Origin of the sequence: Variovorax sp. H27-G14, from assembly GCF_046156345.1 — a bacterium.
GTDB lineage: Bacteria > Pseudomonadota > Gammaproteobacteria > Burkholderiales > Burkholderiaceae_C > Variovorax.
On sequence record NZ_JAYLVN010000028.1, the window covers coordinates 34,147 to 60,374 of the forward strand.

Annotated in this window: 26 protein-coding genes; 17 read left to right on the forward strand and 9 right to left on the reverse strand. The window is 68.2% G+C overall.

Annotation, left to right across the window (positions count from 1 at the left end; genetic code table 11):
* Positions 1–36 precede the first annotated feature (36 nt).
* The 5 genes from VLK31_RS33595 (at position 37) to VLK31_RS33615 (ending at position 4,686) form a co-directional block, all read left to right on the forward strand.
* A complete protein-coding gene (locus tag VLK31_RS33595) occupies positions 37–984 on the forward strand; it encodes a hydroxymethylglutaryl-CoA lyase (RefSeq protein ID WP_409172822.1) in 948 nt (315 codons plus the stop codon).
* Complete coding sequence (locus VLK31_RS33600) at positions 977–2,167, forward strand: CaiB/BaiF CoA transferase family protein (protein ID WP_409172823.1); 1,191 nt, start codon at positions 977–979, stop codon at positions 2,165–2,167. The genes VLK31_RS33595 and VLK31_RS33600 overlap by 8 nt, the downstream gene beginning before the upstream one ends.
* 4 nt (positions 2,168–2,171) lie before the next feature.
* Positions 2,172–3,158: a Bug family tripartite tricarboxylate transporter substrate binding protein gene (locus VLK31_RS33605; RefSeq protein ID WP_409172824.1), complete on the forward strand. Its 987-nt coding sequence runs from the start codon at positions 2,172–2,174 to the stop codon at positions 3,156–3,158.
* 75 nt (positions 3,159–3,233) lie between these two features.
* Positions 3,234–4,160 carry a LysR family transcriptional regulator gene (locus VLK31_RS33610; protein ID WP_409172825.1) on the forward strand — a complete coding sequence of 309 codons (927 nt, stop codon included), beginning with the start codon at positions 3,234–3,236 and terminating at the stop codon, positions 4,158–4,160.
* A 73-nt stretch (positions 4,161–4,233) separates the two neighbouring features.
* Entirely contained in the window at positions 4,234–4,686 is a 453-nt protein-coding gene (locus VLK31_RS33615) for a DUF2214 family protein (RefSeq protein ID WP_409172826.1), read from the forward strand.
* Positions 4,687–4,767: 81 nt separating this feature from the next.
* On the opposite strand, the gene VLK31_RS33620 is transcribed toward VLK31_RS33615, so the two are convergent.
* Positions 4,768–5,109 (reverse strand): hypothetical protein, encoded by a 342-nt coding sequence (locus VLK31_RS33620; protein ID WP_409172827.1) that lies wholly within the window; start codon positions 5,107–5,109, stop codon positions 4,768–4,770.
* 135 nt (positions 5,110–5,244) lie between these two features.
* Between VLK31_RS33620 and argS the strand changes: the two genes are divergently transcribed.
* The 7 genes from argS to VLK31_RS33655 all read left to right on the forward strand — a co-directional run bounded on the left by argS (position 5,245) and on the right by VLK31_RS33655 (position 13,536).
* Positions 5,245–6,930, forward strand: coding sequence for an arginine--tRNA ligase (argS, locus tag VLK31_RS33625; RefSeq protein ID WP_409172828.1), 1,686 nt, complete (start codon positions 5,245–5,247; stop codon positions 6,928–6,930).
* Positions 6,931–6,941: 11 nt separating this feature from the next.
* A complete protein-coding gene (locus VLK31_RS33630) occupies positions 6,942–7,706 on the forward strand; it encodes an SPOR domain-containing protein (protein ID WP_409172829.1) in 765 nt (254 codons plus the stop codon).
* A 164-nt stretch (positions 7,707–7,870) separates the two neighbouring features.
* Entirely contained in the window at positions 7,871–8,518 is a 648-nt protein-coding gene (locus VLK31_RS33635) for a thiol:disulfide interchange protein DsbA/DsbL (protein WP_409172830.1), read from the forward strand.
* 161 nt (positions 8,519–8,679) lie between these two features.
* Positions 8,680–9,396: a lipopolysaccharide transport periplasmic protein LptA gene (gene lptA, locus VLK31_RS33640; protein ID WP_409172831.1), complete on the forward strand. Its 717-nt coding sequence runs from the start codon at positions 8,680–8,682 to the stop codon at positions 9,394–9,396.
* Complete coding sequence (gene lptB / locus VLK31_RS33645) at positions 9,393–10,187, forward strand: LPS export ABC transporter ATP-binding protein (RefSeq protein WP_409172832.1); 795 nt, start codon at positions 9,393–9,395, stop codon at positions 10,185–10,187. Before lptA ends, lptB begins: the two co-directional genes overlap by 4 nt.
* Positions 10,188–10,205: 18 nt before the next feature.
* A complete protein-coding gene (gene rpoN, locus VLK31_RS33650; protein ID WP_409172833.1) occupies positions 10,206–11,834 on the forward strand; it encodes an RNA polymerase factor sigma-54 in 1,629 nt (542 codons plus the stop codon).
* 19 nt (positions 11,835–11,853) lie between these two features.
* On the forward strand, positions 11,854–13,536 hold the full coding sequence (locus VLK31_RS33655) for a phospholipase D family protein (RefSeq protein WP_409172834.1): 1,683 nt from the start codon (positions 11,854–11,856) through the stop codon (positions 13,534–13,536).
* Between the two features lie 37 nt (positions 13,537–13,573).
* Here VLK31_RS33655 and VLK31_RS33660 read toward each other — a convergent pair whose 3' ends face one another.
* The gene (locus VLK31_RS33660; RefSeq protein ID WP_409172835.1) at positions 13,574–14,236 is read right to left on the reverse strand and encodes a LysE family translocator; all 663 of its coding nucleotides are present in this window, start codon (positions 14,234–14,236) and stop codon (positions 13,574–13,576) included.
* Between the two features lie 170 nt (positions 14,237–14,406).
* On the opposite strand from VLK31_RS33660, the gene VLK31_RS33665 reads away from it, so the two are divergent.
* The gene (locus tag VLK31_RS33665) at positions 14,407–14,655 is read left to right on the forward strand and encodes a hypothetical protein (protein ID WP_409172836.1); all 249 of its coding nucleotides are present in this window, start codon (positions 14,407–14,409) and stop codon (positions 14,653–14,655) included.
* Here the strand turns inward: VLK31_RS33665 and VLK31_RS33670 are convergent.
* The 4 genes from VLK31_RS33670 to VLK31_RS33685 all read right to left on the reverse strand — a co-directional run bounded on the left by VLK31_RS33670 (position 14,652) and on the right by VLK31_RS33685 (position 18,428).
* Positions 14,652–15,287, reverse strand: coding sequence for a YceI family protein (locus tag VLK31_RS33670; RefSeq protein ID WP_409172849.1), 636 nt, complete (start codon positions 15,285–15,287; stop codon positions 14,652–14,654). The genes VLK31_RS33665 and VLK31_RS33670 overlap by 4 nt on opposite strands.
* Before the next feature lie 82 nt (positions 15,288–15,369).
* The gene (locus VLK31_RS33675) at positions 15,370–15,954 is read right to left on the reverse strand and encodes a YceI family protein (RefSeq protein WP_409172837.1); all 585 of its coding nucleotides are present in this window, start codon (positions 15,952–15,954) and stop codon (positions 15,370–15,372) included.
* Positions 15,951–16,547 carry a cytochrome b gene (locus VLK31_RS33680; RefSeq protein WP_409172838.1) on the reverse strand — a complete coding sequence of 199 codons (597 nt, stop codon included), beginning with the start codon at positions 16,545–16,547 and terminating at the stop codon, positions 15,951–15,953. The genes VLK31_RS33675 and VLK31_RS33680 overlap by 4 nt, the downstream gene beginning before the upstream one ends.
* An 84-nt stretch (positions 16,548–16,631) precedes the next feature.
* Positions 16,632–18,428, reverse strand: coding sequence for an ATP-binding protein (locus tag VLK31_RS33685; RefSeq protein WP_409172839.1), 1,797 nt, complete (start codon positions 18,426–18,428; stop codon positions 16,632–16,634).
* Between the two features lie 83 nt (positions 18,429–18,511).
* On the opposite strand from VLK31_RS33685, the gene VLK31_RS33690 reads away from it, so the two are divergent.
* Positions 18,512–19,741 (forward strand): class I SAM-dependent RNA methyltransferase, encoded by a 1,230-nt coding sequence (locus VLK31_RS33690; RefSeq protein WP_409172840.1) that lies wholly within the window; start codon positions 18,512–18,514, stop codon positions 19,739–19,741.
* A gap of 16 nt (positions 19,742–19,757) precedes the next feature.
* Here the strand turns inward: VLK31_RS33690 and VLK31_RS33695 are convergent, their stop codons facing one another.
* A complete protein-coding gene (locus VLK31_RS33695) occupies positions 19,758–20,225 on the reverse strand; it encodes a surface-adhesin E family protein (protein WP_409172841.1) in 468 nt (155 codons plus the stop codon).
* A 146-nt stretch (positions 20,226–20,371) separates the two neighbouring features.
* Here VLK31_RS33695 and VLK31_RS33700 point away from each other — a divergent pair, with 146 nt between their 5' ends.
* Positions 20,372–20,830: a putative toxin-antitoxin system toxin component, PIN family gene (locus VLK31_RS33700; RefSeq protein WP_409172842.1), complete on the forward strand. Its 459-nt coding sequence runs from the start codon at positions 20,372–20,374 to the stop codon at positions 20,828–20,830.
* A gap of 45 nt (positions 20,831–20,875) precedes the next feature.
* Here VLK31_RS33700 and VLK31_RS33705 read toward each other — a convergent pair whose 3' ends face one another.
* Together VLK31_RS33705 and VLK31_RS33710 are read right to left on the reverse strand one after the other, a co-directional pair.
* Positions 20,876–21,766, reverse strand: a complete 891-nt coding sequence (locus tag VLK31_RS33705) for a hypothetical protein (protein WP_409172843.1) — start codon at positions 21,764–21,766, stop codon at positions 20,876–20,878.
* Positions 21,763–23,460, reverse strand: coding sequence for an FMN-binding glutamate synthase family protein (locus tag VLK31_RS33710; RefSeq protein ID WP_409172844.1), 1,698 nt, complete (start codon positions 23,458–23,460; stop codon positions 21,763–21,765). Before VLK31_RS33710 ends, VLK31_RS33705 begins: the two co-directional genes overlap by 4 nt.
* 56 nt (positions 23,461–23,516) lie before the next feature.
* Between VLK31_RS33710 and VLK31_RS33715 the strand changes: the two genes are divergently transcribed.
* Positions 23,517–24,356 (forward strand): UPF0149 family protein, encoded by an 840-nt coding sequence (locus tag VLK31_RS33715; RefSeq protein WP_409172845.1) that lies wholly within the window; start codon positions 23,517–23,519, stop codon positions 24,354–24,356.
* Positions 24,357–24,728: 372 nt separating this feature from the next.
* On the forward strand, positions 24,729–25,919 hold the full coding sequence (locus VLK31_RS33720; RefSeq protein WP_409172846.1) for an MFS transporter: 1,191 nt from the start codon (positions 24,729–24,731) through the stop codon (positions 25,917–25,919).
* Positions 25,920–26,228 lie beyond the last annotated feature (309 nt).

Here is a 26,228-nt window from a genome sequence, read left to right on the forward strand (position 1 = left end):
CGGTCCATGCCAGATCGCGCCAAGGAGACAAAGTCGATGACACCCCCCGACGTCCTCATCAGCGAGGTCGGCCCGCGCGACGGCCTGCAATCGGTCAAGGCCACCATGCCCACGGAGCACAAGCTGCGCTGGATCGACGCGCTCTACGCCGCCGGCGTGCGCGAGATCGAAGTCGCTTCCTTCGTGCCCGCGAAGCTGCTGCCGCAGATGGCCGACGCCGCCGCCGTGGTGCGCCACGCCATCACGCTGCCCGGCCTGGTGGTGATGGCGCTGGTGCCCAACCGCAAGGGCGCGCAGGCCGCGCTGGAAGCGGGCGTGCACAAGCTCACCATGCCGGTGTCGGCCAGCGTGGCGCACTCGCTGGCCAATGTGCGCAAGACGCCCACCGAGATGGTGGAAGAGGTGCGCGCCATTGCCGACCTGCGCCGCGCCATCGCGCCGCAGGTGAAGCTGGAGGCGGGCATTTCCACCGCCTTCGGTTGCACGCTGCAGGGCCTGGTGGCGGAAGACGACGTGATTCGCTTGGCCGCGCAATGCATCGAGGCGGGGGCGGACGAGTCGGGCCTGTCGGACACCGTGGGCTATGCCAACCCCGCTCAGGTGCGCCGGCTGTTCAAGCGCTTGCGCGCGGAGATCGGCATGCACGCCGGCGCCGCCCACATGCACAACACGCGCGGCCTGGGCATTGCCAATTGCCTGGCGGCGTGGGACGAGGGCGTGCGCACTTTCGACGCCTCGCTCGGCGGCCTGGGCGGCTGCCCGTATGCGCCCGGCGCCTCGGGCAATGCGGTCACAGAAGACCTGGTGTTCATGTTCGAGGCGATGGGCGTGCGCACGGGCATCGACATTGAAAAACTCATTGCGGCGCGCGCGCCGCTCATGGCCGGCCTGCCGGGCGAGCCGGTCTACGGCATGACGCCCGAGGCCGGCCTGCCCAAGGGCTTCGTTCAAGGTCTTGTTCAGGAACACATCGCAAATGTCTGAAGCCCATCCTTTGCCTTACGCCGGCATTCGCGTCGTCGAGTTCACCCACATGGTCATGGGCCCGACATGCGGCCTGCTGCTGGCCGACCTGGGCGCCGAGGTCATCAAGGTCGAGCCCATCGAGGGCGACAACACGCGCCGCCTGCTCGGTTCGGGCTCGGGCTTCTTCCCGACCTTCAACCGCAACAAGAAGAGCATCGCGCTCGATCTGAAGAAGCCCGAAGGCGTGGAGGCCGCGCTGCGCCTGATCGCCACCGCCGACATCGTGAGCGAGAACTTCAAGCCCGGCACCATGAAGAAGCTGGGGCTCGACTACGACACGCTGTCCAAGCTCAATCCGCGTCTCATCTACGTGAGCCACAAGGGCTTCTTGCCCGGCCCCTACGACCACCGCACCGCGCTCGACGAGGTGGTGCAGATGATGGGCGGGCTGGCCTACATGACCGGGCGCTCCGGTGACCCGCTGCGCGCGGGCACCAGCGTGAACGACATCATGGGCGGCATGTTCGGTGCCATCGGCGCCATGGCGGCGCTGCGCCAGCGCGAGCTCACGGGCAAGGGCTGCGAGGTGCAGTCGGCATTGTTCGAGAACAACGTGTTCCTGGTGGCGCAGCACATGATGCAGTTCGCCGCCACCGGCAAACCCGCCGACCCGATGCCCAGCCGCATCTCGGCCTGGGCGGTGTACGACGTGTTCACCGTGAAGGACGGCGAGCAGATCTTCCTGGCGGCCGTGAGCGACAAGCAGTGGGCCATCTTCTGCAAGGCCTTCGGCCTGGAAGACATGCTGGCCGACCCGCGCCTGAAGACCAACAACGACCGCGTGCTGGCGCGCGAATGGATGATGCCGATCCTGCGCTCGCACCTGGCCGGGCGCAGCGCGGCCGAGCTCTCGGCGGTGTTCGAAAAGAACGAGCTGCCCTTCGCGCCCATCACCAAGCCGCAGGACCTGTTCGACGACCCGCACCTGAACGCGACCGGCGGCCTGGCGCCGGTGCGCATGAACGACGGCAGCATGGCCAAGGTGCCCCTTGCGCCGTTCACGCTGGACGGGCAGCGCCCCGGCATTCGGCTGCAGCCGCCGCACATCGGCGAGCACAGCCACGCGCTGCTGAAAGAAGTGGGCTACAGCGACGAAGAAATCGCCGCGCTCAAGACACACCACATCACCTTCGGAGACTGACAACATGTTTTTCACCACACGGCGCGCCTTCATGGCGTGCGCCGCGGCCGCCGCATGCCTGAGCGCCGCACCTTCCCTTGCCATTGCCGACACGGCCTGGCCCGACAAGCCGGTGCGCCTGGTTGTGCCCTACACGCCCGGCGGCGCCACCGACATCGTGGCGCGGCTGGTCGCGCAGAAGCTGGCCGAAGACACCCACTGGAGCTTCATCGTGGACAACCGCGCGGGCGGCAACGGCAACATCGGCATGGACGTGGTGGCCAAGTCCAGGCCCGACGGCTACACCGTCGGCCTGGGCCAGACCGCCAACCTGGCGATCAACCCGACGCTGTTTCCCAAGATGCCCTACGACGCGCTGAAGGACCTGGTGCCGGTGGCGGTGGTGGCCTCGCAGCCGGTGGTGCTGGTGGTGCGCGCGGACGCGCCCTACAAGTCGCTGGCCGAGCTGATTGCGGCCGCCAAGGCCAAGCCCGGCGAGATCAAGCAGGCGCTGGCGGGCACCGGCACGCTGGGCCACATGGCCGGCGAGGTGCTGGCGCAGCGCGCGGGCTTCAAGGTGCTGAACGTGCCGTACAAGGGCGCCGCGCCCGCCATCACCGACCTGCTGGGCGGGCAGACCGACTACATGTTTGCGACGCCGCAAGGCGCGCTGTCGATGGTGAAGGGCGGCAAGCTGCGCGCGCTGGCCGTCACCTCGGCCAAGCGCCTGCCGGTGATGCCCGATGTGCCGACCGTGGGCGAGAGCTACAAGGGCTTCGAGGCGGTGGACTGGAAGGCGCTGGTGGTGCCGGCCGGCACGCCCGTCGACATCGTGAAGAAGCTCAACGCCGCCGTCGACAAGGCGCTGGCCAAGCCGGCCACCGTGGCGCAGCTGCTGGCCGAAGGCAGCACGCCTGTCGGTGGCAGCCCGGAGCAGGCGGCGCAATACATCAAGGCCGAGCACGCACGCTGGGGCGCGGCGGTGCGCGAGGCAGGGGTGCGGCCCGAGTAGGCCACGCTGGCTACCTGCCGGGCGGCACGGGCGGCACGGCGGCATGGGCAACACGGGCGATATAGTTCCCCGCCCATGGACCGCCTCAAGCAGCTCGAATCCTTCGTCTCGGTCGCGACCCGGGGCGGGCTCACCGCCGCGGCCAAGGCAGAGGGCGTGGCGCCGGCCATCATGGGCCGCCGGCTCGATGCGCTGGAAGAGCGGCTGGGCGTGAAGCTGCTGGTGCGCACCACGCGGCGTATCACTCTCACGCACGAGGGCAGCGCCTTCCTGGAAGACTGCCAGCGCCTGCTCACTGAGTTCGCCAACGCCGAGGCCAGCGTGAGCGCCGGCGGCGTCAAGGCCAGCGGGCATTTGCGCGTGACCGCCCCGGCCGGCTTCGGGCGCCGCCACGTCGCGCCGCTGGTGCCGCGCTTTCATGCACTGCACCCGGAAGTGACGATCTCGCTGAACCTCAGCGACCGCGTGGTCGACGTCACCGGCGAGAGTTTCGACTGCGCGGTGCGCGTGGGCGACATGCCCGATTCGTCCTTGGTGAGCGTGCGGCTGGCCGACAACCGCCGCCGCTGCGTGGCCACGCCGGAGTTCGTGCGCCGCCATGGCAAGCCCGCTCACCCGGGCGAGCTGTCGCGCTTTGCCTGCCTCACGCTGTCCAGCGACGCCTCGCAAACGCGCGGCTGGGCCTTTCGCGTGACCACCGAGGCCGGCGTGCAGGAGCTGATTCACCTGCGCCCCAGCGGCCCGCTCGATTGCTCCGACGGGCAGGTGCTGCACGACTGGTGCCTGGCCGGCCACGGCATCGCCTGGCGCAGCACCTGGGAGGTGGAGGCCGAAATCGACGCCGGCCTGCTGGTGCCGCTGCTCGACGACTTTGCCGCGCCGCCCAATGGCATCTACGCGGTGTTCGCGGGCGCCAAGCACCTGCCGCTGCGCGTGCGGCTGTGGCTGGATTTCCTCAAGGCGCAGTACGGCAACCCGGAATTCTGGGGCGGCAGGGCGTAGGCACAGTCGCGGCGGCACAATCCGTTCTCAATTGCAAACCCACTGCATCGAGATCTTGAGAAGAAAGCCATCGATGACCTTCGAAGCCATCCTCGCGTACCTGCACCTGCTGGCCATCCTCACGATGGTGGTGTTCATTTCCAGCGAAGCGGCCCTGTGCCGCGTGCAGTGGCTCAATGCCGCAGTGGTGGAGCGGCTGGCCAAGGTCGACATGGTCTACGGCATTGCGGCCATCGCGGTGCTGGCCACCGGCCTGGCGCGCACCTGGTGGGGCGTGAAGGGCACGGCCTGGTACTGGACCAACCCGCTGCTGCACGTGAAGCTGGGGCTGTTCATCATCGTGGGCGTGCTGTCGATCTTTCCCACGCTCACCTACTTCCGCTGGCGCAAGACGCTGCGCGCCACCGGCAAGCTGCCGGCCGAGGACGACATCAGGAAGACACGCAAGCTGGTGATGGCGCAGGCCCACCTGATCGCGCTGATTCCGCTGGTGGCGGTGTTTCTGGCGCGCGGCTTCGGCAAGTAAGACCCTGGGCGAACCACGCGGGCATGAAAAAGGCCCGCACATGGCGGGCCTGGTTGGCGAGCGCTTCAGCGCGGCGCGGTCTCAGCCCTTGGCGTCGGCTTCGCACTTCTTCATGAAGCTGTTCTTGGCGGCACCGGCCAGCGCCTTGCCGTTCTTGTCGATCGCCTTGGTGGCGCAGGCGGGTGCCATGGCGGCCTTGGTGTCTTTCTCGCACTTCTTGATGGAGCTGGCCTTGGCGGCGCCGGCCAGGGCCTTGCCGTTCTTGTCCACGGCCTTGGCGTCGCAGGTGGCGCCGGCAGCCGGTGCGGCCATGGCGGCGGGCGCTGCCGCTGGCGCGGCGGCCTTGTCCTGCGCGAAGGCGCTGAACGACAGGCAGGCGCCGAGTGCGACGGTGGACGCGACCAGGGAAAGGAGCTTCTTCATGATGGGGTATGTCCTTGCAAGGTTGGGTTGTCTGACAGTTGCCCCACCCCGGGGCCGACCCACCTAACGGGTCAAGGCAACAATCGGATGACGATCGTCAACTGGGTCCGGGTTTGCCCCCGGTAAAATTGCAGGATGCTATTGGTCAAACAGGAGCTGCTCGCGGCGCTCGCGAACACGCTCGAATCCCTCTCGCCCGGCGCTGGCCCCAAAGCCGCGTTCGAGTCGCCCAAGGTGGCTGCCCATGGCGATTTCGCCAGCACCGCCGCCATGCAGCTCGCCAAACCGCTGGGCCAGAAGCCCCGCGAGCTGGCCGAGCGCCTGAGCACTGCGCTGCTCGCCACCCCCGCTTTCGCCCAATGGGTGGAAGCCATCGAAATTGCCGGCCCCGGCTTTCTCAACATCCGCTTGAAGACCGCGGCCAAGCAGCAGATCGTGCGCGAGGTGCTGTCCGCCGGCGGCGCCTTCGGCCAGCAGCCGGCCACCGGCGAAAAGGTGCTGGTCGAGTTTGTCTCGGCCAACCCGACCGGCCCGCTGCACGTGGGCCACGGCCGTCAGGCGGCGCTGGGCGACGCCATCTGCAACCTGCGCGCCTCGCAGGGCGAGAGCGTGTGGCGCGAGTACTACTACAACGACGCCGGCGTGCAGATCCAGACGCTGGCCAACAGCACGCAGCTGCGCGCGCGCGGCTTCAAGCCCGGCGACGCCGAATGGCCCAGCGGCGAGAAGGCGCCGGCGTACAACGGCGACTACATCGCCGAGATCGCGGCCGACTTCAAGGCGAAGAAAACGGTCAAGTCCGAAGACCGCGAAGTCACCGGCAGCGGCGACATCGACGACCTGGACGCCATCCGCGAATTTGCCGTGGCCTATCTGCGCCGCGAGCAAGACCTCGATCTGCAGGCGTTTCGCGTGCGCTTCGACCAGTACTACCTGGAGTCCAGCCTGTACACCAGCGGGCGCGTGGAGGCCGCGGTGGCCAAGCTGGTGGCCGCGGGCAAGACCTACGAGCAGGACGGCGCGCTGTGGCTCAAGTCGACCGACTACGGTGACGACAAAGACCGCGTGATGAAGAAGCAGGACGGCACGTACACCTACTTCGTGCCCGACGTGGCGTACCACATCGCCAAGTGGGAGCGCGGCTTTCACAAGGTCATCAACATCCAGGGCACCGACCACCACGGCACCATCGCGCGGGTGCGCGCCGGCCTGCAGGCGGCTGGAGAGGGCATTCCCCAGGGCTACCCCGACTACGTGCTGCACACCATGGTGCGCGTCATGAAGGGCGGCGAAGAGGTCAAGATCAGCAAGCGCGCGGGCAGCTACGTCACGCTGCGCGACCTGATCGAGTGGACCAGCACCGACGCCGTGCGCTTCTTTTTGCTGAGCCGCAAGCCCGATACCGAATACACCTTCGACGTCGACCTGGCCGTGGCCAAGAACAACGACAACCCGGTGTACTACGTGCAATACGCCCACGCGCGAATCTGTTCGGTGCTGGCCGGCTGGGGTGGCGACGCCGCCACGCTGAAGGGCGTGGACCTGTCGCCGCTGGAAAGCCCCGCCGCACAGGCGCTGATGCTGCTGTTGGCCAAGTACCCCGAAATGCTGACTGCCGCGGCCAAGGATTTCGCCCCGCACGACGTGACCTTCTACCTGCGCGAACTGGCCGCCAGCTACCACAGCTACTACGACGCCGAGCGCATTCTGGTCGACGACGAGCAGGTCAAGCTGGCCCGCCTGGCGCTCGTCGCCGCCACCGCGCAGGTGCTGCACAATGGCCTCGCGATTCTCGGCGTCAGTGCGCCGAGCAAGATGTGAACCTCCCCAACATGAAGAAGACAACCAGACAACGCGGCAACATCGTCATCGGCCTGATCATCGGGCTGGTGCTCGGCCTGGGCGTCGCGCTGGGCATTGCGGTCTACGTGACCAAGGTGCCGATCCCGTTCGTGACCAAGACGCAAAAGGGCGGCGCCGAGCAGGACGAGGCCGAAGCCCGCAAGAACCGCGACTGGGACCCGAACGCGCCGCTGGCCGGCAAGGCCGGCGCGGCCAAGGCCGCCCCGTCCGCGACCGGCCCGGTCAACCCCGTCACGGGTGAGCCCGCCACCACCGCCGTGGCCCCCGGCACCCCGCCGCCCACCACCGCACCGCCGGTGCCCGTGGTGGTGGCGCCCAAGCCGCCGCGCACGGCGCCCGTGCCGGCCGAGGCCAACGCGTTGCCGGCGTCGAACGACCCGCTGGGTGACCTCGCCCGCGCCCGTTCGGGCAGCACGACCACCGCGTCGGCCGCGCCGACCAGCAGCAACAACGCCGGCAACAGCGTCGGCAACAACGCCGCCAGTTCGGGTGCCGATCCGTTCATGTACTTCGTGCAGGCCGGCGCCTTCCGCACCACCGACGACGCCGAGGCGCAGCGCGCCAAGCTGTCGCTGATGGGCGTGGAGGCCAGGGTCACCGAGCGCGAGCAGGCAGGCCGCACCGTCTACCGCGTGCGCGCCGGCCCGTTCAACAAGAAGGACGACGCCGACCGCCTGAAGGACCGCCTGGACGGCGGTGGCATGGAGTCGGCGCTGGTCCGCGTGCAGCGCTGACCCGGCGGCTGACTTCCTGACACCCTGACCCTGACACCATTAGCCCTTAAGCTTCGCGCCGCGGCGTTTGCCGCCACCATTCACGGCCCCGGGCGCGCCGGCGGCAGGGGAACTCCCCGCCGCGCGCCGGCTCAGTCTGCCGTACCAACTGGAGAACCCTTTCAATGAAACGTCGTGACTTTTCGCTGGCCGCCACTTCGCTCGGGCTGCTGTCCCTGGCCGCCAACCCGGCCCACGCCCAGGCGCGTGCGCCCAAGGCCGGCACCGAGTACCTGGTGCTCGACAAGCGCGCACCGGTCGACGCACCGGCCGGCAAGGTCGAAGTGGTCGAGTTCTTCTCGTACAACTGCCCGCATTGCAACGACTTCGAGCCGTCCCTCGAGGCCTGGGCCAAGACGCTGCCGAAAGACGTGGTGTTCCGCCGCATCCCGGTGCCGTTCGTGGGCAACGACGTAGAAGCCAAGCAGCGCCTGTACTACGCGCTGGAAGCCATGGGCAAGGTTGACGAATACCAGCCGAAGGTGTTCAACGCGATCCACGCGCAGCGCCAGAACGTGAACGGCGACGCCAACATCATTGCCTGGGCCGCGGCCAACGGCCTGGACGGCGCCAAGTTCAAGGAAACCTTCACCTCGTTCAGCGTGGCCAGCAAGGCCAAGCGCGCCACGCAGATGACCGACGCCTACAAGGTGGCCGGCGTTCCCGCGATGGCCGTGGCCGGGCGCTGGTATGTGGACGGCGAGACCGCCGGCAACATGACCAAGGTGCTGCAGGTTGTGAACTACCTGGTCGGCGAAGCGAAAAAAGGCTGACCCGACCCCCTTGCAGGGGGCAATGCCAGCAGCCGGGCAAAGCGCGGTTGCGCGGCAGTCCTGGAAGGGAAAGAGTGGCCCGCTTCGGCGGGCTTTTTCATCTGTGCGTGTGGGGCTGATGCAATCAGCCGCATACAATGCCGAGCAAGTTTCGTGCCTCTATGAAATTGCATTCTTACCCCACCACTCCCCTCCTGCATCGCCTTGGCCGCATGGCCGCCGCCGCGTTCTTGCTGGCCGGCCTCGCCTCTGGCGCGCTGGCCGAAACCGCCGACCGCACCAAGCCGATGAACATCGAGTCGGACGCCATGCGTTACGACGACCTCAAACAGACCAGCGTGTTCACCGGCAACGTGCTGGTCACCAAGGGCACCATCATCATTCGCGGCGCGCGCATGGACGTGCGCCAGGATGCCGAGGGCTACCAGTACGGCGTGGTCACGGCGGCGCCCGGCAAGCGCGCGTACTACAAGCAGAAGCGCAACGCGCCCGACGAGTGGATCGAGGGCGAGTCTGAAGTCATCGAGTACGACAGCCGCGCCGACAACGTCAAGTTCATCCGCAACGCCGTCATGCGCCGCCTGCTGGGCGCCACGCCCAACGACGAGAGCCAGGGCGCGCTGATCGTCTACGACCAGAGCAACGACACCTACACGGTCAACGGTTCCACCGTGCCGTCGAACACCGCCGTCAACGCGTCCGCCCCGGGCGGTCGCGTGAAGACCATCCTGACCCCCAAGGCCGCGACCGCGCCCGGTGCCGCGGGTGCAGCGGCCCCGGCCGGCACCAAGGCGCCGCCGACGGCACCCACTCCGGCGCCCGGCAAGGGCCTGCGCCAGAGCACCACGCTCAGTGACGAGGGAGAAACCCGCAAGTGATCGAAACCGCTGGAACGCACGACGCCAATGGCACGCCGGGCAGCCGCCTGGTCGCACGCGGCCTGAAGAAGAGCTACGGCAGCCGCACGGTAGTGAAAGACGTCTCGCTGGACGTGCAAAAGGGCGAAGTCGTCGGGCTGCTCGGGCCGAATGGCGCGGGCAAGACCACGTCGTTCTACATGATCGTGGGGCTGGTGCGCGCCGATGCGGGCGACATCACCATCGACGGCGAGCCGATCGCCCACATGCCGATCCACCGCCGTGCCCGCATGGGCCTGAGCTACCTGCCGCAGGAAGCCTCGATCTTTCGCAAGCTCACGGTCGAGGAAAACGTGCGCGCCGTGCTCGAGCTGCAAAGCGAGCCCGACGGCAACGGCAAGATGGCGCCGCTGTCCAAGCAGCACATCGAAGAGCGCTTGACCGAGCTGCTGGCCGACCTGCGGGTCGATCACCTGCGCGATTCGCCGGCGCTGGCGCTGTCGGGCGGCGAGCGCCGCCGCGTGGAGATTGCGCGCGCGCTGGCAACCCAGCCGCGCTTCATCCTGCTGGACGAGCCCTTTGCCGGCATCGACCCGATAGCGGTGATCGAGATCCAGCGGATCATCAGTTTCCTGAAGGAACGTGGCATCGGCGTGCTCATTACCGACCACAACGTGCGTGAGACGCTGGGCATCTGCGACCACGCGTTCATCATCAGCGACGGACATGTGCTGGCACAAGGCACACCCTCGGAGATCGTCGACAACGCCGAAGTACGCCGGGTGTACTTGGGCGAACACTTCCGCATGTAACGGAGGGTCGGGTTCTCAATGAAGCAAGGGCTGTCCCTTCGCGTCTCTCAACATCTGGCATTGACGCCCCAGCTCCAGCAGTCGATTCGGCTGCTGCAGCTCTCCACGCTCGAACTGAGCCAGGAGGTGGAGCAGATGCTGGACGAGAACCCGTTCCTGGAGCGCACCGCGGAAGAAGCGGCGCGCGAGGAGTTCGGCCTTGATGCTGCCGACGCGCCGGTGCCGCGCGACGACGCAGGAGGCAGCGGTGACGGCGACGGCGGCAGTGGCGGTGAAGGAGGCGAAAGCGACTTCACGCCCCCCTCCGCCAGCACCAGCACCACGTCGAGTGAAACCAGCACCGCCAGCACGGAGTCCGACGGCCCGGCCGCTGAAATCACCGAGCGCGAGCCCGACTGGGAAGGCGACGGCACCGTCGACATGGCCGCGCCCGACGACAGCGAATGGGGCAGCGACGCCCCCGCGCGCCAGAACAACCTGGGTGACGACGAACGCGCCGACGCCACCGAGCTCGCGCGCAGCCAGGAGTCGTTGCAGTCGTTTTTGCACCGCCAGGCGCTGAGCCTGCGGCTGACCGAGAACGACAGCGCCGCGCTGCGCTTCCTGATCGAATCGCTCAACGACGACGGCTACCTCGAAGACTCGCTGCCCGCGCTGGCCTCCGGCCTGGCCGGCGACGACAACGACCAGTTCGACGACCTGGTGCACCACTTTCAGGTGGCGCTGGGCCTGCTGCAGAGCCTGGAGCCGGTGGGCGTGGGGGCGCGCGACCTGGGCGAATGCCTGGGCATCCAGCTGCGCGCCCTGGCCAGCGAGAGCGAGACCGAGCAGTGCGCACTGGTGCGCAAGACCGCCCTGGCCGTGTGCAAGCAACCGATGGAGCTGCTGGCGCGGCGCGACTTCAAGCGCCTGGCCACGCTCACCCGCACCAACGAGGAGCTGGTGCGCTCGGCGCTGCAGATCATTGCGCGGCTGGAGCCCAAGCCGGGCCGGCGCTTCGTGGACGTGGAGCGCAACATCGTCATCCCCGACGTGATCGTCACCAAGACCGGCCGCGGCACCAACATCAAGTTCCGCGTCATGCTGAATCCGGAGGTCATGCCGCGCCTGCGCGTGCACGACATCTACGCCGGCGCGCTGAAGGCGCACAAGGGCGAAGGCAGCCAGGCGCTGTCGCAGCGGCTGCAGGAGGCGCGCTGGTTCATCAAGAACATTCAGCAGCGCTTCGACACCATCCTGCGCGTGAGCAACGCCATCGTGGAGCGGCAGAAGAGCTACTTCGTGCACGGCGAACTTGCCATGCGCCCCCTGGTGCTGCGCGAGATTGCCGACGAGCTGGGCCTGCACGAGTCGACCATCTCGCGCGTGACCACAGCCAAGTACATGTCCACGCCGTTCGGCACGGTCGAGCTGAAGTACTTCTTCGGCTCGGCGCTGGGCACCGAGACCGGCGGCAATGCGTCGAGCACCGCGGTGCGCGCGCTCATCAAGCAGTTCGTCAGTTCTGAAAGCATCAAGAAGCCGCTGTCGGACAGCCAGATCTCCGAGATGCTGAAGGAGCAGGGCATCGAATGCGCGCGCCGCACCGTGGCCAAGTACCGCGAAGCACTGCGCATTGCACCAGCCAATCTGCGCAAAGCGCTCTAACCAGGCACACCCCCAGGCCATGCGCACTTCGTGTCGCTTCGCCAACTCCCTTGCAGGGGCCAACACCTGCGGCCCGGCAGAGCCGGTTCCGCGGTGTTTCCCGCCACCGGTGGAATGGCCCCGCTGGTTGTCGGCGTTGCTCGCCTTGGTGGCCGTTCTGCTGTTTGCCGGCTGCGCCACCTTGCCCGACGAGGCACCGCGCCCCGCCGTCAAGGCCATGGCCGTATCGGGCGACACCGCGCTGGGCCGCATCGCGCTGGCCGCCCAGCCCGACCCCGACCTGAGCGGCTTTCGCCTGATGCCCGGCGGCGACTTTGCTTTCGACACCCGCATCCAGCTGGCCCGCCGCGCCCAGCGCACGCTCGACGTGCAGTACTACCAGATCGAGAACGACGAGACCGGCCGCTACCTGCTGCGCACCCTGCGCGACGCCGCCCTGCGCGGCGTGCGGGTGCGCCTGCTGATGGACGACCTCTACACCTCGGGCGAGGACGATCTGCTGCTGGCCTTTGCCGCCACCCCCAACGTGGAGCTGCGCCTGTTCAACCCGTTCCCGGCGGGGCGCGGCAGCATCCTGAAGCGCTTCACCGCGTCGCTGTTCGACTTCAGCCGCGTGAACCGCCGCATGCACAACAAGCTGTTCATTGCCGACGGCGCGATGGCGGTGGCAGGCGGGCGCAACATCGGCAACCAGTATTTCCGGCGCACGGCGGGCGAGAACTTTCTCGACCTCGACACCTTCGTGACCGGCGCGCTGATTCCGCGGCTGGGCAGCCTGTTCGACCAGTACTGGAACAGCGTCTATGTGCGCCCCATCGGCTCGGTGGTGGCCACCGACGTGCCGCGCGACGAATTGCAGCGCCGCTTCGAGGCCGCCACGGCACCCGACACCACGCCGCCCCCGCCGCCGCCCGCGCCCAACGACCTGCTGGGCTACAGCCCGATGGCCGACGACCTGGCAAGCGGCAAGCTCAACCTGATCTGGACCCTGGCCGAGGCCTACGCCGATGCGCCTGAGCGCGTGATCGGCAAGACGGCGTCCTATGGCGGCGTGCCGCTGCTGGACGTGGACAGCGTGCGCTACAACGTGGTCGAGCAGATGCGCCGCGCGCGCTCCGAGGTGACCATCGTCTCGCCCTACCTGATTCCGGGTGCCACCGGGCTGGAGGTGATGCGCGAGATTCGCCGGCGCGACGTCAAGATCAGCGTGGTCACCAATTCGCTGGCCGCCACCGACGAGCCGCTGGTGCACACCGCCTACCGCCGCTACCGCCCCGACATGCTCAAGCTGGGCGCCGACCTGTACGAGCTGAGCTCCAGCCGCACCCGGCGCAGCGTGCGGCTGGGCCTGTTCGGCACGTCGGTGGGGCGGCTGCATGCCAAGTCGGCCGTGATCGACCGGCGCACGCTGTTCGTGGGGTCGATGAATTTCGATCCGCGCTCGGAGTCGGCCAACACCGAAATCGGGCTGATCATTCACAGCCCCGAAATGGCGCAGCAGATGCTCAAGCTGCTCGACGTGCTCAAGCAGCAGGGCGCCTACAGGCTGCGCTTTGCGCCGGGCAGCAACGATTCGCGCATCGAGTGGACCAGCGAGGACGCCGGCCAGCTCACCGTGCTGACCGAGGAGCCCGACTCGGGGTTCTGGGACCGCACGATGCTGGAAATTCTGGCGCCGTTGACGCCGGAGAGCCTGCTGTAGCCGTTCCGGCAAAGGCAAGAACCGACAGCGACGTCGCTCAGTTGCCCCCGCGCAGGGCCGACCCAACCAGCCGCAGGCCCAATAGCCCCATCACGCCGCCGGCGGCGCGGTCGATCCAGGCCTTGTAGCGCAGGTAGGCCGAGCGCGGCGCCGCCGAGGACAGGGCCAGCGCCACCACGGTGTACCAGCCGGTCTCGATGCAGAAGATCACCGCCGGCACGGCCAGCGCCAGCGCGAGCGGCACGTCGTGCGGCAGAAAGGCCGCGAAGATGCTGGCGTAGACCACCGCCGTCTTCGGGTTGCTGACCTGGGTGGCCAGGCCGAACAGAAAGGTGCGCAAGGCGCGCCGCTGACTACCCTGCGCGGCGGGCGAGGTACCCAGCCCTTCCTGGCCCGCTCCCAGCGCCAGCGGCTGTCGCGCCCCCTGCCAGATTCGCACCCCCAGGTACACCAGGTAGGCGCCGCCGAAACCCTTGATGGCGAGGTAGAGCCCCGGCACCGCCAGGAACGCCGCCTGCAGCCCGGCCAGCGCCGCAATGGCGAACACCAGACCACCGGCGCCCATGCCCAGCGCGGCGGCCAGCCCGTCGCTGCGGGACGCCACCGCCGTGCGGGCGACCATCACGAAACTGGGGCCGGGGCTCATTGCGCCCAGCGCCATGGCGCCGGCGATGCCGAGCAGGGAAAGGGTGGTGTTCATTGGATGGAACGCTGGTTGGCGTTTGTCTCGGAGCTTGTCTGAGCGCTTGTTTTTGGTAACGAATGCCCGAACAGCGTGCACTAATGCACGTTCATCGGCGCTTAAAAAGTAAACTTTAAGTAGTACTCAAGTAACTTTTGGTTTACATTTTCTGCACCGGAGTAACTACCATGCAAAAAATGAAAAACCTCATTCTTCTGGCCGTCTGGGCCGTGGTGCTGGCGTTTTTGCTGAGTTTCTTCTACTGGAGCGACGCCCCGCTGGCCGAGCAGCTGCTGTTCGGCGCCCTCATGACGGTCGCCACCGGTGCCTGGATGCTGGTGCTGCTGAACCTGCCGCGTGCCTTTCTCGCCACCCGCAACTGGCTGAAGATGTCCAAGGACGACGCCGAACGCAAGCGCGTGGGCTCGGGCATCTAAGGCTGGATGTTCACGGCCTCGACCTGCACCAGCAGCTTCACCTTGTTCTCGAAGCCGAAGTTCAGGCCCCAGGTAATTCCCCAATCGCTGCGCTCCACCGTGGTCTCGAAGTCGCCGCCGCAGACCTGGCGGTTGATGAGCGGGCTCAGGTAGCAGTTGAAGCGCACGGCCTTCAGCGTCACCGGCCGGGTCTGGCCCATCAGGGTGAGCGTGCCGGGCACGTCGGCCACCTTGTCGCCGCTGAAATCGATGCGATCGGCCACGAAGCGGCCGGTCGGAAACTCCGCCACGTTGAAGAAGTCCTTGCTCTGCACATGACGGTTGAGCAGGTCGACGCCCGTGTTGATGGAGCTGATGTCCATCGTGATGTCGACCGCGCCGCTGCTGCCGGTGCCGTCGATCTTCACCGTGCCGTCCTTGGTGCTGAAGCGACCGCGGTTGGTGGTGGTGCCGTAGTGGCCCATCTCGTACATCACGAAGGTGTGGGTGGGGTCGACCACGTAGCTGGCGTTCTTCACCGGCCCACCCGCGGGTTTGACGGCCACGGGCGGCGCCGTGTAGTCCTGCGCCATGGCGGGGGCGCCGGCAAGGGCCGCGGCCGACAGCACCGCGGCAAAGAGGAGCGGGTTCAGGGCGTGGAGTGAAGAAGGCATGGTGGCAAAAGGTTGGAGGCGGGGCGAGCAAGGCGGGGCAAAGCAAGGCAGCGGGGGCCGCTCACAGCGGCCCGAAGCCCGTGAGCGTGAACTTGAAGCGCACCTGCACGTCGTTGCCGACCATCGAGGTGTCGGTCCACTCGCCGTCGCCCACCTTGTAGTCGAGCCGCTGGATCGTAAAGCTTCCGGTGGCCACCGCCTCCTTGCCGCCGGCCGCCGCAATGCTGACCGGCACCGTCACGGCCTTGGCCACGCCCTTGATGGTCAGCTTGCCCGCCATCTCGAACTTGCCGTCGCCCAGCGCCTTGATGGCGCTCGACTGAAAGCTCGCCTGCGCGAAATGCCCAGCGTCGAACCACGGCGCCTTGGGCAGCTCGGCGTCGCTCATGGGAATGCCGAAGCCCGCGCTGGCCGTGTCGATCTGCAGGGCCACGGTGCCGCCTTCGGGCTTCTTCGGGTCGAAGGCCACCTGGGCGTCGAACTTCTTGAAGCTGCCTTCCACCGGCACACCCATCTGCTTGGTGACGAAAACGATCTGGCTCCTGTCGGCCACCAGCCTGGCCACAGGGGGCTCGGCATGCGCGGGCAGGGCCGCGGCAAGGGCCAGCGCCGCGCAGGGCCACAGGCGGGAAAAGGGGTGCGTCATCGAGCAGTTTCCTTGCGTGGCCCGGGCCACATGCGTTGCATAAGACCGTCGCGGTCGATCCAGTGGTGCTTGCACACCGCCGCCACGTGCAGCAGCGTGACGCCGCCCAACAGAAAGGCGCTGTACTTGTGCAGCGGCTGCAGGGCGGCCTCGGCGAAGACGCGGTCGAGCGGCATGAAGTCGGGCAGCACCAGCACGCCGAACCACGCCACCGGCATGCCCATGGCAGAGCTGTAGGCCCAGCCCGAGAGCGGCACCGCGAAGAACAGCAAGTACATCAGCGTGTGGCTGATGCGGTAGCTCGCCAGCTGCAGGCGCGACATGCTTGGCGGCAGCGTGGGCGGCCGGTGGCCGGCGCGCCACAGCAGCCGCAGCGCCGACAGCGCCAGGATGGTGACGCCCGCCCACTTGTGCCAGCTGTAGACCTTCAGGCGCAGCGGCGAGAAGGGCAGCCCCGTCATGTAGAGCCCCACGCCGAGCGCGCCGACGATGAGGGCCGCGAGCAGCCAGTGCAGCGCGATCGCGAAGCCGTCATAGCGCAGGGCGCGCGGCTTGGCTGAAGAAGAGTGGGGGGAGGGGGTGTCGGCGGACATCGGGAGCAGGCGCGGCGGCCTGTGCGCGCAGCATATCTTGGAAGCAGTGACAACAGCACAGCCCGTGCCAGGGCCCCGCCCCACTCAGCCGCGCTGGGCCTTCAGCAGCACGTTGCGCAACTCGTCGGGCTGCACCGGCTTGCGCAGCGCATGCCAGCCGCGTTCGGCCGCGAGCCGCTGCGTGGCTTCGTTGATGTCCGCCGAAATCAGCGCGATGGCCAGCGAGGGCTTCTGCCGCTGCAGCTTCTCGGCCAGCGCGATGCCGTCGAGCGCGCCCGGCAGCCGGATGTCGCACAGCGCCGCGTCGAGCGCGCGCAGGTCGGCCAGCGCCAGCGCCTCGGCGGCGCTGGCATACACGCGCGGCTCCACCGCCCATTGCCTCAGCAGCGCCGACAGGCTGTCGGCCACCACGGCGTTGTCTTCCACCACCAGTACGGCCAGCCCGGGGCGCAGCGTGCGTGTGGTGTCGGTGGCGTCCGGCAGTGCGAGCTGTGCCTGTGCTTTCGTCTCCGCGGCCGATGCGGCGCTCGCTACGTCTGCGCTCGACGCGGCCGGCAGCTCGAAGCTGAACACCGACCCCCGCCCCGGCGCCGAGCGCAGCGACACCTTGATGCCCAGCTGCGCCGCCAGCCGCCGCACGATCGCCAGCCCCAGCCCGTGGCCGCGCTGCAGGTTGCGCTCCACGTTGCCGATCTGCTCGAAGTCGTTGAACACCCGCACCTGTGCGTCGGCCGCAATGCCGATGCCGCTGTCGCGCACCTCCACGCGCCATGCCAGGCCCTGGCCGCGCCGGCGCGCGCGCACCGCCAGCAGCACCCGGCCGCGCGGCGTGAACTTGACGGCGTTGTCCACCAGGTTGGCCAGCACGCGGCGCAACGACACGGTGTCGGTCCAGACCACGGCGCCGGCCGGGCAGCGCACCCGCACCCGCCCTTCGCCGGCCTGGCGCGCCAGCTCCTGCAGCAGCGGGGCCAGCGCCACGGCGGCGGGCCGCAGCGGATCGACAGCCGCCTCGATGCGGCCGATTTCCAGCAGCTGGTTGGTCAGCCCTTCGAGCGCCTGCTGCGCGCGCGCCAGCGAGCCCACCGTGTGCTGCACGGCCTGTGTGTCCGCGCCGTTGTTCAGCTGCTGGCGCAGCACCTCGGCCTGCAGGCCGATGGCCATCACCGGCTGGCGCAGGTCGTGGTTGGCAGCCGAGAAGAAGCGCAGCCGCTCGGCCTGTGCCTGCTCGGAGGCGCGCAGGCCGGCCAGGGCCTGTTCGCGCAGGGTGCGCTCGTTGAGCCGCAGGCCGATGTTTTCTTCGAGCTGGCGCGAGCGCTCGGCCACCAGCTTCCACATCATGGCGGTCAGCCCGATGCCGATGACCGCCACCGCAATCATCACCGGCGCGCCCAGCCACAGGCCGGTGAGGATCACCGGCGCCAGCAGCAGCGTGATGGCCAGCTGCGTGGCCGGCGTGTAGAACGACACCGAGAAGGCCGACGACAGCGTCATGCCCATCAGGATGAGGCCCAGCAGCAGCTGCAGGTCGGTTCGCTCGGGGTTGAACAGCAGCAGCCCGGCCAGCCCGTGCGCCAGCTCCCAGATGCCGGTGCGCAGCGTGTGCGTGCGTTGCGCCGCGCGCAGCGTGACGGGCGTGAAGGGCTCTGGCAGGCGCTGGGGGAAGAAACCGCGCATGAGCGTCACCCCGGTGATCAGCGCAATCCACACCAGCGCGCGCGCCGGCGAGTACTGCCAGGCGAACAGCGCCGCCACGCCGCAGTTCAACAAATACTGCACCAGCAGCACCGGCCCGATGGGGCGAATGGACAGCCGCAGCACCTCGCACTGAATCTCGAAGCGGTCGCTTCCGGCTGTCGAAAGGGTGGGGGTGGGGTTCATCGGCGAATTGACTATATAGAGAAGGTGCGTGACACGGCGACAATGGAGCCCCCTTGGTCGGGCTTCCCGATAGCGAAATTTCCGTGAACGATCTCTCCTTTTTCCTGCCTTGCGCCGCCGGCGTCGAAGAATTCCTCGCCCAGGAGGTGCATGCCCTGACCGGGCGCTCCGGGCAAGACCTGCTCACGTTGCGAGGCGGCGTGCGCGTGCGTGCCGACTGGCGCGACGCCCTCAAGCTCAACCTGCACAGCCGGCTCGCGCAGCGCGTGCTGGTCGAGCTGGCCCATGCGCCCTACCGCAACGAGAACGACCTGTACGCCATTGCCAGCGGCGTGGCGTGGGAGATCTGGTTCACCCCCAAGCAGACCTTCAAGATCGAGACCACCGCGCAGCACAGCCCCTTGCAGAGCCTGAACTTCGCCACCCTGCGCATCAAGGACGCCGTGGCGGACCGCTTTCGCGCCAAGGCCCATGGCGTGCGCCCGAGCATCGAGACCCAGTGGCCCGACTGCCGCGTGTTCGCCCACCTCACCACCGAAACCTGCACGCTGTACATCGACACCTCGGGCGAGCCGCTGTTCAAGCGCGGCTGGCGCCAGGACAAGGGCGACGCCCCGCTGAAGGAAACCCTGGCCGCCGCCATGCTGGCCGCCAGCGGCTGGTGGAACCCCGAGACCGGCACCGTGTCGGAGCAGCCGCTGTACGACCCCTGCTGCGGCAGCGGCACCATCGCCATCGAGGCGGCGCAGATTGCGCGCCGCATTCCAGCGGGCTCGCTGCGGCAGTTCGGCTTCGAGAAGCTGCTGCCGTTCCAGGCCCATGTGTGGAACGCCATCAAGCAGGAAGCCCAGACCCATGTGGCCGACAGCAGCGTGGCCATCTTCGGCTCCGACGTGTCGCACCGCATGGTCGACTTCGCCGAGCGCAATGCAGAGCGTGCCGGCGTGGCGCAGGCCATCGAGTTCCGCGGTGGTGATGCGCTGCAGCGCATGCCGCCGGCCGAGGCGGGCGTGATCATGATCAACCCGCCGTATGGCGAGCGCATCGAGGTTGGCGGCGTGGCCGGCCCGGGCCGTTCCGGCGCGCGCGAATCGGCGCAGACCGAAGAAGGCGATGGCGGAGAGTTCTTTCCGCAGCTCGCCACGCACTGGAAGAAGAACTACGCCGGCTGGACCGCCTGGGTGCTCACGCCCGACCTGAAGCTGCCCAAGCAGATGCGCCTGAAGGAGTCGCGCCGCGTGCCGATGTGGAACGGCCCCATCGAATGCCGGCTGTTCCGCTTCGACATGGTCGCGGGCTCGGCGCGCAAGTAGCGCCTCTTCATTCGTTTCAGGGGGCGGACGGGTCCTTCGGCTCCCTCTGCTCCTTCGGCTCCTTCGCTCCCCCCACGCTGCAGGCCGCGTTGACGGTGCGCCCCGCCAGGTCGCGCGGCGCGCCGCTCAAGGTCATGGGCCGCACGTCGTCCGCCTCGAACACACGCACCGCAATCGGGTCGCCCACAAAGTCCGGCTGGCCGAAGTAGGTGGCGCTCACATAGCGCGCATTGCGGGCCTCGCAATCGACATTCACTCGGGCGCGGAACGACCGGAAGCGAATGCCGTCCTTCGTGGTGCGCTCCTGCGCCAGGCTCAGGCGCAGCTTCACGATGCGGTGCGAGCCGTCGACCTGCACGGTGGTCGGGTCCACCTGCACGTAGCTGCTGGCGGGCTCGCCGGGCGAGCCCGTGAGCGTGAGCCACTCGGCCCTGGCACCCAGCGAGGCGAACAGGACGAGACAGAACAGCGAGAGTCGTTTCATGAAAGGCGAATGGCAAAGGAGGGGGTGTGGCCCGGGCACGGGCAGGGGCCTGCAAGGCAGGCTGCGGCATTGTGGGGCGCAGACCCTACACCAGGCTGACCTGCGCCCGCATGGTGCAACATCGGCCCTCCATTCCGCCACATTCCATGACGTTGACAGAACCCGGCCCCGTCGTCATCGACACCAACATCGCGCTCGACCTCTTCGTGTTCGACAACCCCGACTGCGCGCCGCTGGCCGCCGCACTGGCCGCGGGCCAACTGCGCTGGCTGGCCACCGCGCCCATGCGCACCGAGCTGGCGCGCGTGCTCGGCTACCCGCTGATCGTGCGGCGGCTCGCGCAGCGCGAGATGGCCGCGGCCAGCGTGCTCGAGGCCTTCGACGCGCGCGTGCACCTGGTGGCCGACACACCGCCGCGCGCCCCCTGTGTGTGCAAGGACCCCGACGACCAGGTCTTCATCGATCTTGCGGTGGCGCGGCGCGCGTTGCTCATCAGCAAGGACCAGGCGGTGCTCACCATGCGCAAACGTTTGGCTGAGCAGGGCGTGGTGGTGCAGGCGGTGCTGGCTGTCACGGGTATCAAGGCTGTCACGGACGCGCCGTAGTTTTGTTGCCGTCGAGCGGCAGCGGTCCTTCCCACGCGCGCCGCCTCAGTCCAGGTGCCAGAGCCCCAGCAGCCGTGCCACCGCGCGCACGCGTTGCGTGTCGCGCCCCCAGCGCCGGCTGGCCGGCAGCTTCTGCGCCCACCTCATGCGGCGCGCCGCATTGGCGATGCGCTCGCGCACTTCGTCGCTCACGCCCGCCAGCGCCGCATGCCAGTGCTGACCCGCGGCCTGCGGCGCGGCGGCCTCCAGCATCATGGCCGTGGAGTGCAGGTAGCTCAGCCAGTCGCGCGCCTGGCATTCGGCCAGCGTCATCACCTCGGCGGGGTCGTCCTCGAAATCGATGTAGCCGATCACGCCGTCGGGGCACTGCACCAGGTTGCGGTCGAAGGCCTGGCTCAGGTGCTGGCCGCACAGGTGCACGGTCGCAATGGCGGCGAGCCCTTCGCGCCACACGGCGAGCAGCGCAGCCGGGCCGGCCGCTGCTGCCTGGTCGATGCGCTCCTGCAGCACCACGGTGGCACGGCCACTTTCGCCCAGGTCGGAAATCAGCAGGCCGTCGGCCTGCTGCGCCAGCACGGTCGGCACGCGCAGGCCGGCGGCGGCCAGTTGCTTCAGGCGCCGCGCCTCGGTGGCGATGGCTGCTTCGCCGCCCGGGTTGGGCACCGGCTTGATGATGTCCAGCCGCACCATGCGCGCCACGGCGGCCATCACGCGGTAGCCCCACTTGCCGTGCCGCGGGCCGGCCTTCTTCAGCCACACGCGTTCGCTGCCGAAGCGGTGGCTGGCCACGTTCTTCTGTTGCCGGGGCAGGGTGATGCGCAGAAACTCCGCGTAGTCGCCGGGGGCCGGCGCGCGTGCGTCCAGGGGCGTGGGCGCCGAAGCGACGCCCTTGCGCGATGGCAGGCGCGCGTTGGCGCCTCGTCTCAAAGGATTCATGCGGCCATTGCAAAGCCCGCCACCAGCCCTTGCTGGCCTTGCGTAACGGGTTGAAAACTCTCTGCACTGGCCAGCGGCCAGTAGGTGCGAAACACGTTGTGCTGCTCGTCGAGCGGGCCGAGCAGGGCGCCCGGCTGCACCTGCATCACCAGGTTGCTCAGCAGGCGCACCTCGGTGTCGGAAATGCGGCGCACGATGTGGTGCGCGGTGATCTGCTGCGGGTGATCCAGGCCCGCGGCCTGCACCAGCTCCTGCAGCGCATGCAGGGTGCTGCGATGAAAGTTGCGCACGCGGTCGGCCTTGGTGGGCACCACCAGCGCCTGCTGGCGCAGCGGATCCTGCGTGGTCACGCCGGTGGGGCAGTGGCCGGTGTGGCAGGTCTGCGCCTGAATGCAGCCCAGCGCCATCATGAAGCCGCGCGCCGCGTTGCACCAGTCGGCGCCCAGCGCCATCATGCGGGCCACGTCGAAGGCGGTGATCACCTTGGCGGCGCAGCCGATCTTGATGCGGTGGCGCAAATTGACGCCGATCAGCGTGTTGTGCACCAGCAGGAGGCCCTCCTGCAGCGGCGCACCCACGTGGTCGCTGAACTCGACCGGTGCCGCGCCGGTGCCGCCTTCGGCGCCGTCGACCACGATGAAGTCGGGCGTGATGCCCGTGGCCTGCATCGCCTTGACGATGCCAAACCATTCCCACGGGTGGCCCAGGCAGAACTTGAAGCCGGTCGGCTTGCCGCCCGACAGCTCGCGCAGTCTGGCGATGAAATGCATCATCTCTGTCGGCGTGGAGAAGGCGCTGTGCGACGACGGCGAGATGCAGTCCACGCCCACCGGCACGCCACGCGCCGCTGCAATCTCCGGCGTGACCTTGGGCGCGGGCAGCACGCCGCCGTGCCCCGGCTTGGCGCCCTGGCTCAGCTTGAGCTCGATCATCTTCACCTGCGGGTCGCGCGCGTTGGCGGCGAAGCGTTCGGCGTTGAACGTGCCGTCGTCGTTGCGGCAACCGAAGTAGCCCGAGCCAATTTCCCAGATCAGGTCGCCGCCGTGCACCCGGTGGTGCTGGGAGATGGAGCCTTCGCCCGTGTCGTGCGCAAAGCCGCCCATCTTGGCGCCCTGGTTGAGCGCAAGGATGGCGTTGGCAGACAGCGCGCCGAAGCTCATGGCGGAAATGTTGAACACGCTCGCGCTGTACGGCTGCGTACAGACCTGCGCCAGGTTGGCCTCTGCCGGCTGCGGCGTGCCGCCGATCACGATGCGAAAGTCGTGGTTGGCAAGCTGCGTCGGCTGCATCGAGTGGTTGATCCACTCGTAGCCCGCAATGGTCACGTTCAGCTGGGTGCCGAAGGGCCGGTTGTCGGGCTCGCCCTTGGCGCGCTGGTACACCAGCGAGCGCTGGGCGCGCGAGAAGGGCGCGGCCTCGGAGTCGCTCTCGATGAAGTACTGCCGCATTTCGGGGCGGATGTACTCCAGCAGAAAGCGCAGGTGGCCGATGACCGGGTAGTTGCGCAGAATGGCGTGCCGCGTCTGCCGCAGGTCGTGAATGCCGGCACCGGTGAGCGCCGCGAAGACCAGCACGCCGATCCAGGCCAGCCACAGGTGGGGCGACACCAGCACGAACGCGAGGCAGGCCGCCAGGCCGACCACGCACAGGGCAAAAGCGCTGTAGCGCGCCGGAAACGGAATAATCGTGGGCATAGAAATAGTTGTCGACCGAAGCCTGCTGCATCATAGAGGGCTGCCCCGAACTTGCCATGACGACCATTCCCGACTCCCTTCCCTCCCCGGAACAGGCTCCTGAAGCCGCTCCCGCGACGCCCGCCACCCCTGCCACCGCCAACACTTCGCCGGCCCAGACCCCTCTGGGCCCGGACGACTTCGACGCTCTCGACCAGGCGCTCGACGCCATGCGCGAGCACGACGACGAAATTCCCCAGTGGGAATTCTGCGAAGGCTTCATGGCCGCGCTGATCTGCACCCGCCGCCCCATCCTGCCGTCGGAGTACTGGCCCGTGCTGCTGGGCGACAGTTTCTCGTCGGCCCAGCACATGGAGTTCGTCTGGAACTGGAAGCGCCGCTGGATCGAGATCGAGGAGGGTCTGGACGCCCCGGTCGAGACGCTGGACGACGAGCGCAGCTGGCAGCCCGAGGTGCTCGACACCCGCGGCGCCATTGGCTCGCTGTCGGAGGAGGAGCGTGCCGAAGTGGCCGGTGAGGCCATCCCTTCGTTCGCCCAGATCTGGGCGCTGGGTTTCATGTACGCCGTGGAAAACTGGCCTGAAGACTGGTCTGCGCCGCGCGACAAGGAGGCTGCGCAGATGTTGGACGACGCGCTCGACAACATCGTTGCGCTCACCGAGGACGACACCGCCAAGCCCACGTTGTCGATGTACAGCGACGACGCCCCACCGAGCGTGAGCCAGCGCCGCCTGGACGACTTCGGCGCCGCCATCTGGGCGGTGTACGACCTGCGTCAGCTCTGGAAGAGCCTGGGGCCCAAGGGCGAGACGATCCGCAAGGAAGCAACGCCGGGGCGCAACGATCCTTGCCCTTGTGGCAGCGGGAAGAAGTACAAGAAGTGTCACGGTGAGTGACTTTGGGTGTGGCCTGCCTTCAGGGCACGCTCTGTGTTCAGGGCGCGCTCACGAGGGCGGGGTACCTTGCTCCGCGAATGTCCCCCGGGGCTTCGCCCCTCCTCCTTTATTTCGCTGCGCAAGGCACCCCATCGGCGTGTGCGTTGTAAGCCGCGGTGGTTGATCGTGCGATCACCAGCAGCGTGCCCTGGTGCACAGGGCGTCGGGTGCTCCCCGCAGCGAAACAAAGGAGGAGAGGCGGTAGCGCGAAGCCGGGGGACATTCGCGGAGGGGAGTACCCGGCGGCCTGTGCACGCGCCCTGAACGACCATGACCCCGACCCCGAATCCGAGCCCAAAACCAGAACAGTTGACCAAGCAGGCAGCCTGGGCAATGGTCCTGACCCTGTGTGCCGGCGTGGCGCTCAGCCAGGCCTTTCGCACCGTGGGCGCCATCATGGCGAGCCCGCTGCAAAACGACTTTCATCTGTCCGCCCAGGCCCTGGGCATCTTCTCCGGCGCTTTTCACTTTGCGTTCGGCGCCATGCAACTGTTCATGGGCATCGGCATCGACCTGCACGGCGTGCGGCGCACCGTACTGGTCGCGTTTCCGATCGCCATCGCCGGCGCGCTCCTGTCGGCCGTGTCCTCCAGCTACCTCATGCTGGTGGCCGGACAGGCACTCATCGGCGTCGGCTGCGCGCCCGCCTTCCTCGTGTGCACCGTTTTCATCGCACGGCACTTTCCGGCCGCACGCTTCGCCACCGTCTCGGGCATGGTGCTGGCCGTCGGCGGCCTGGGCATGCTCGTTACCGGTACGCCGCTCGCGTGGCTGGTGCAGGCCTGTTCATGGCGCGCCGGCTTCGTGGTGCTCGCCGTGGCCGCGGCGCTGGCCTGGCTGGCCATCTGGCGCTGGGTGCACGAGCCCGCGTCCGCCGTGCCGCAACAGAAAGAATCCATTCCCCAGGCCATTCGCCAGTTCGGCGCGCTGTTCGCCATGCCGCACACGCTGGGCATCGTGGTGCTGGGGGCAGTGACCTATGCCGCCTTCATCTCGCTGCGCGGCCTGTGGCTCGGCCCGCTCATGATGGAACGCCACGGCTACTCGCTCGTGCAGAGCGGCAACGTGGCGCTGGCGGTGTCGGTCATCTCGCTGTTCGGCGCGCCGCTGTTCGGGCGCCTCGACCGCGACGGCGCCGGGCGGCGCCGCTGGATCGTCGTTTGCGCAATGGGCTATGCGGCGCTGTTCGCGCTCATCGCGGTGCTGCACTCGGCCTGGCTCGACATCGCCGGCATGATGCTCATCGGCATGCTGTCGGGCTTCATCGTGTGGCAATACGCCGACGTGCGCGGCGCCTACCCGGCCACGCTCACCGGCCGCGCGATGGCCGTCTTCACGATGGCGATGTTCCTCGGCGTGGCGCTCATGCAGTGGGGCACTGGCGTGGCAGCCTCGGTGGCCCAGGCGCATGGCGCCGACCCGCTCACCGCCGTGCTGGGCACCATCGCCGCGCTGCTGGTGCTGGGCGTCGCGGCCTTCGCGTGGTTGCCCGCGCCGAAGGCTTGCAGTGTCGTCACGCGCTGAGGTTGGCCAAGAGTGGTGAGTTGGTGCACGCAACCGATCATCTTTGCGTCTGTGATTTGAACCAAGAGGGATCTTCGATCGCTTCGATTGAAATGCTGTCCGTCCGCTCTCTTCGGACTGCGCCGGTTGTGGGGTTGTAGAGAATTACAGATGTCGAGGTCGCAAGTACGACAAGCCCTTCAGCTAGGGAACATCTGATCAAGTCGTAAATTGACTTGATGACGAGCGCGCGTGTTGTGTCGCAGCGCTCGCCGGCTCGTTGCACCGGCATTCGATGTGTTTGAGCGCTTCTGTAGTGCCCTTACGCTG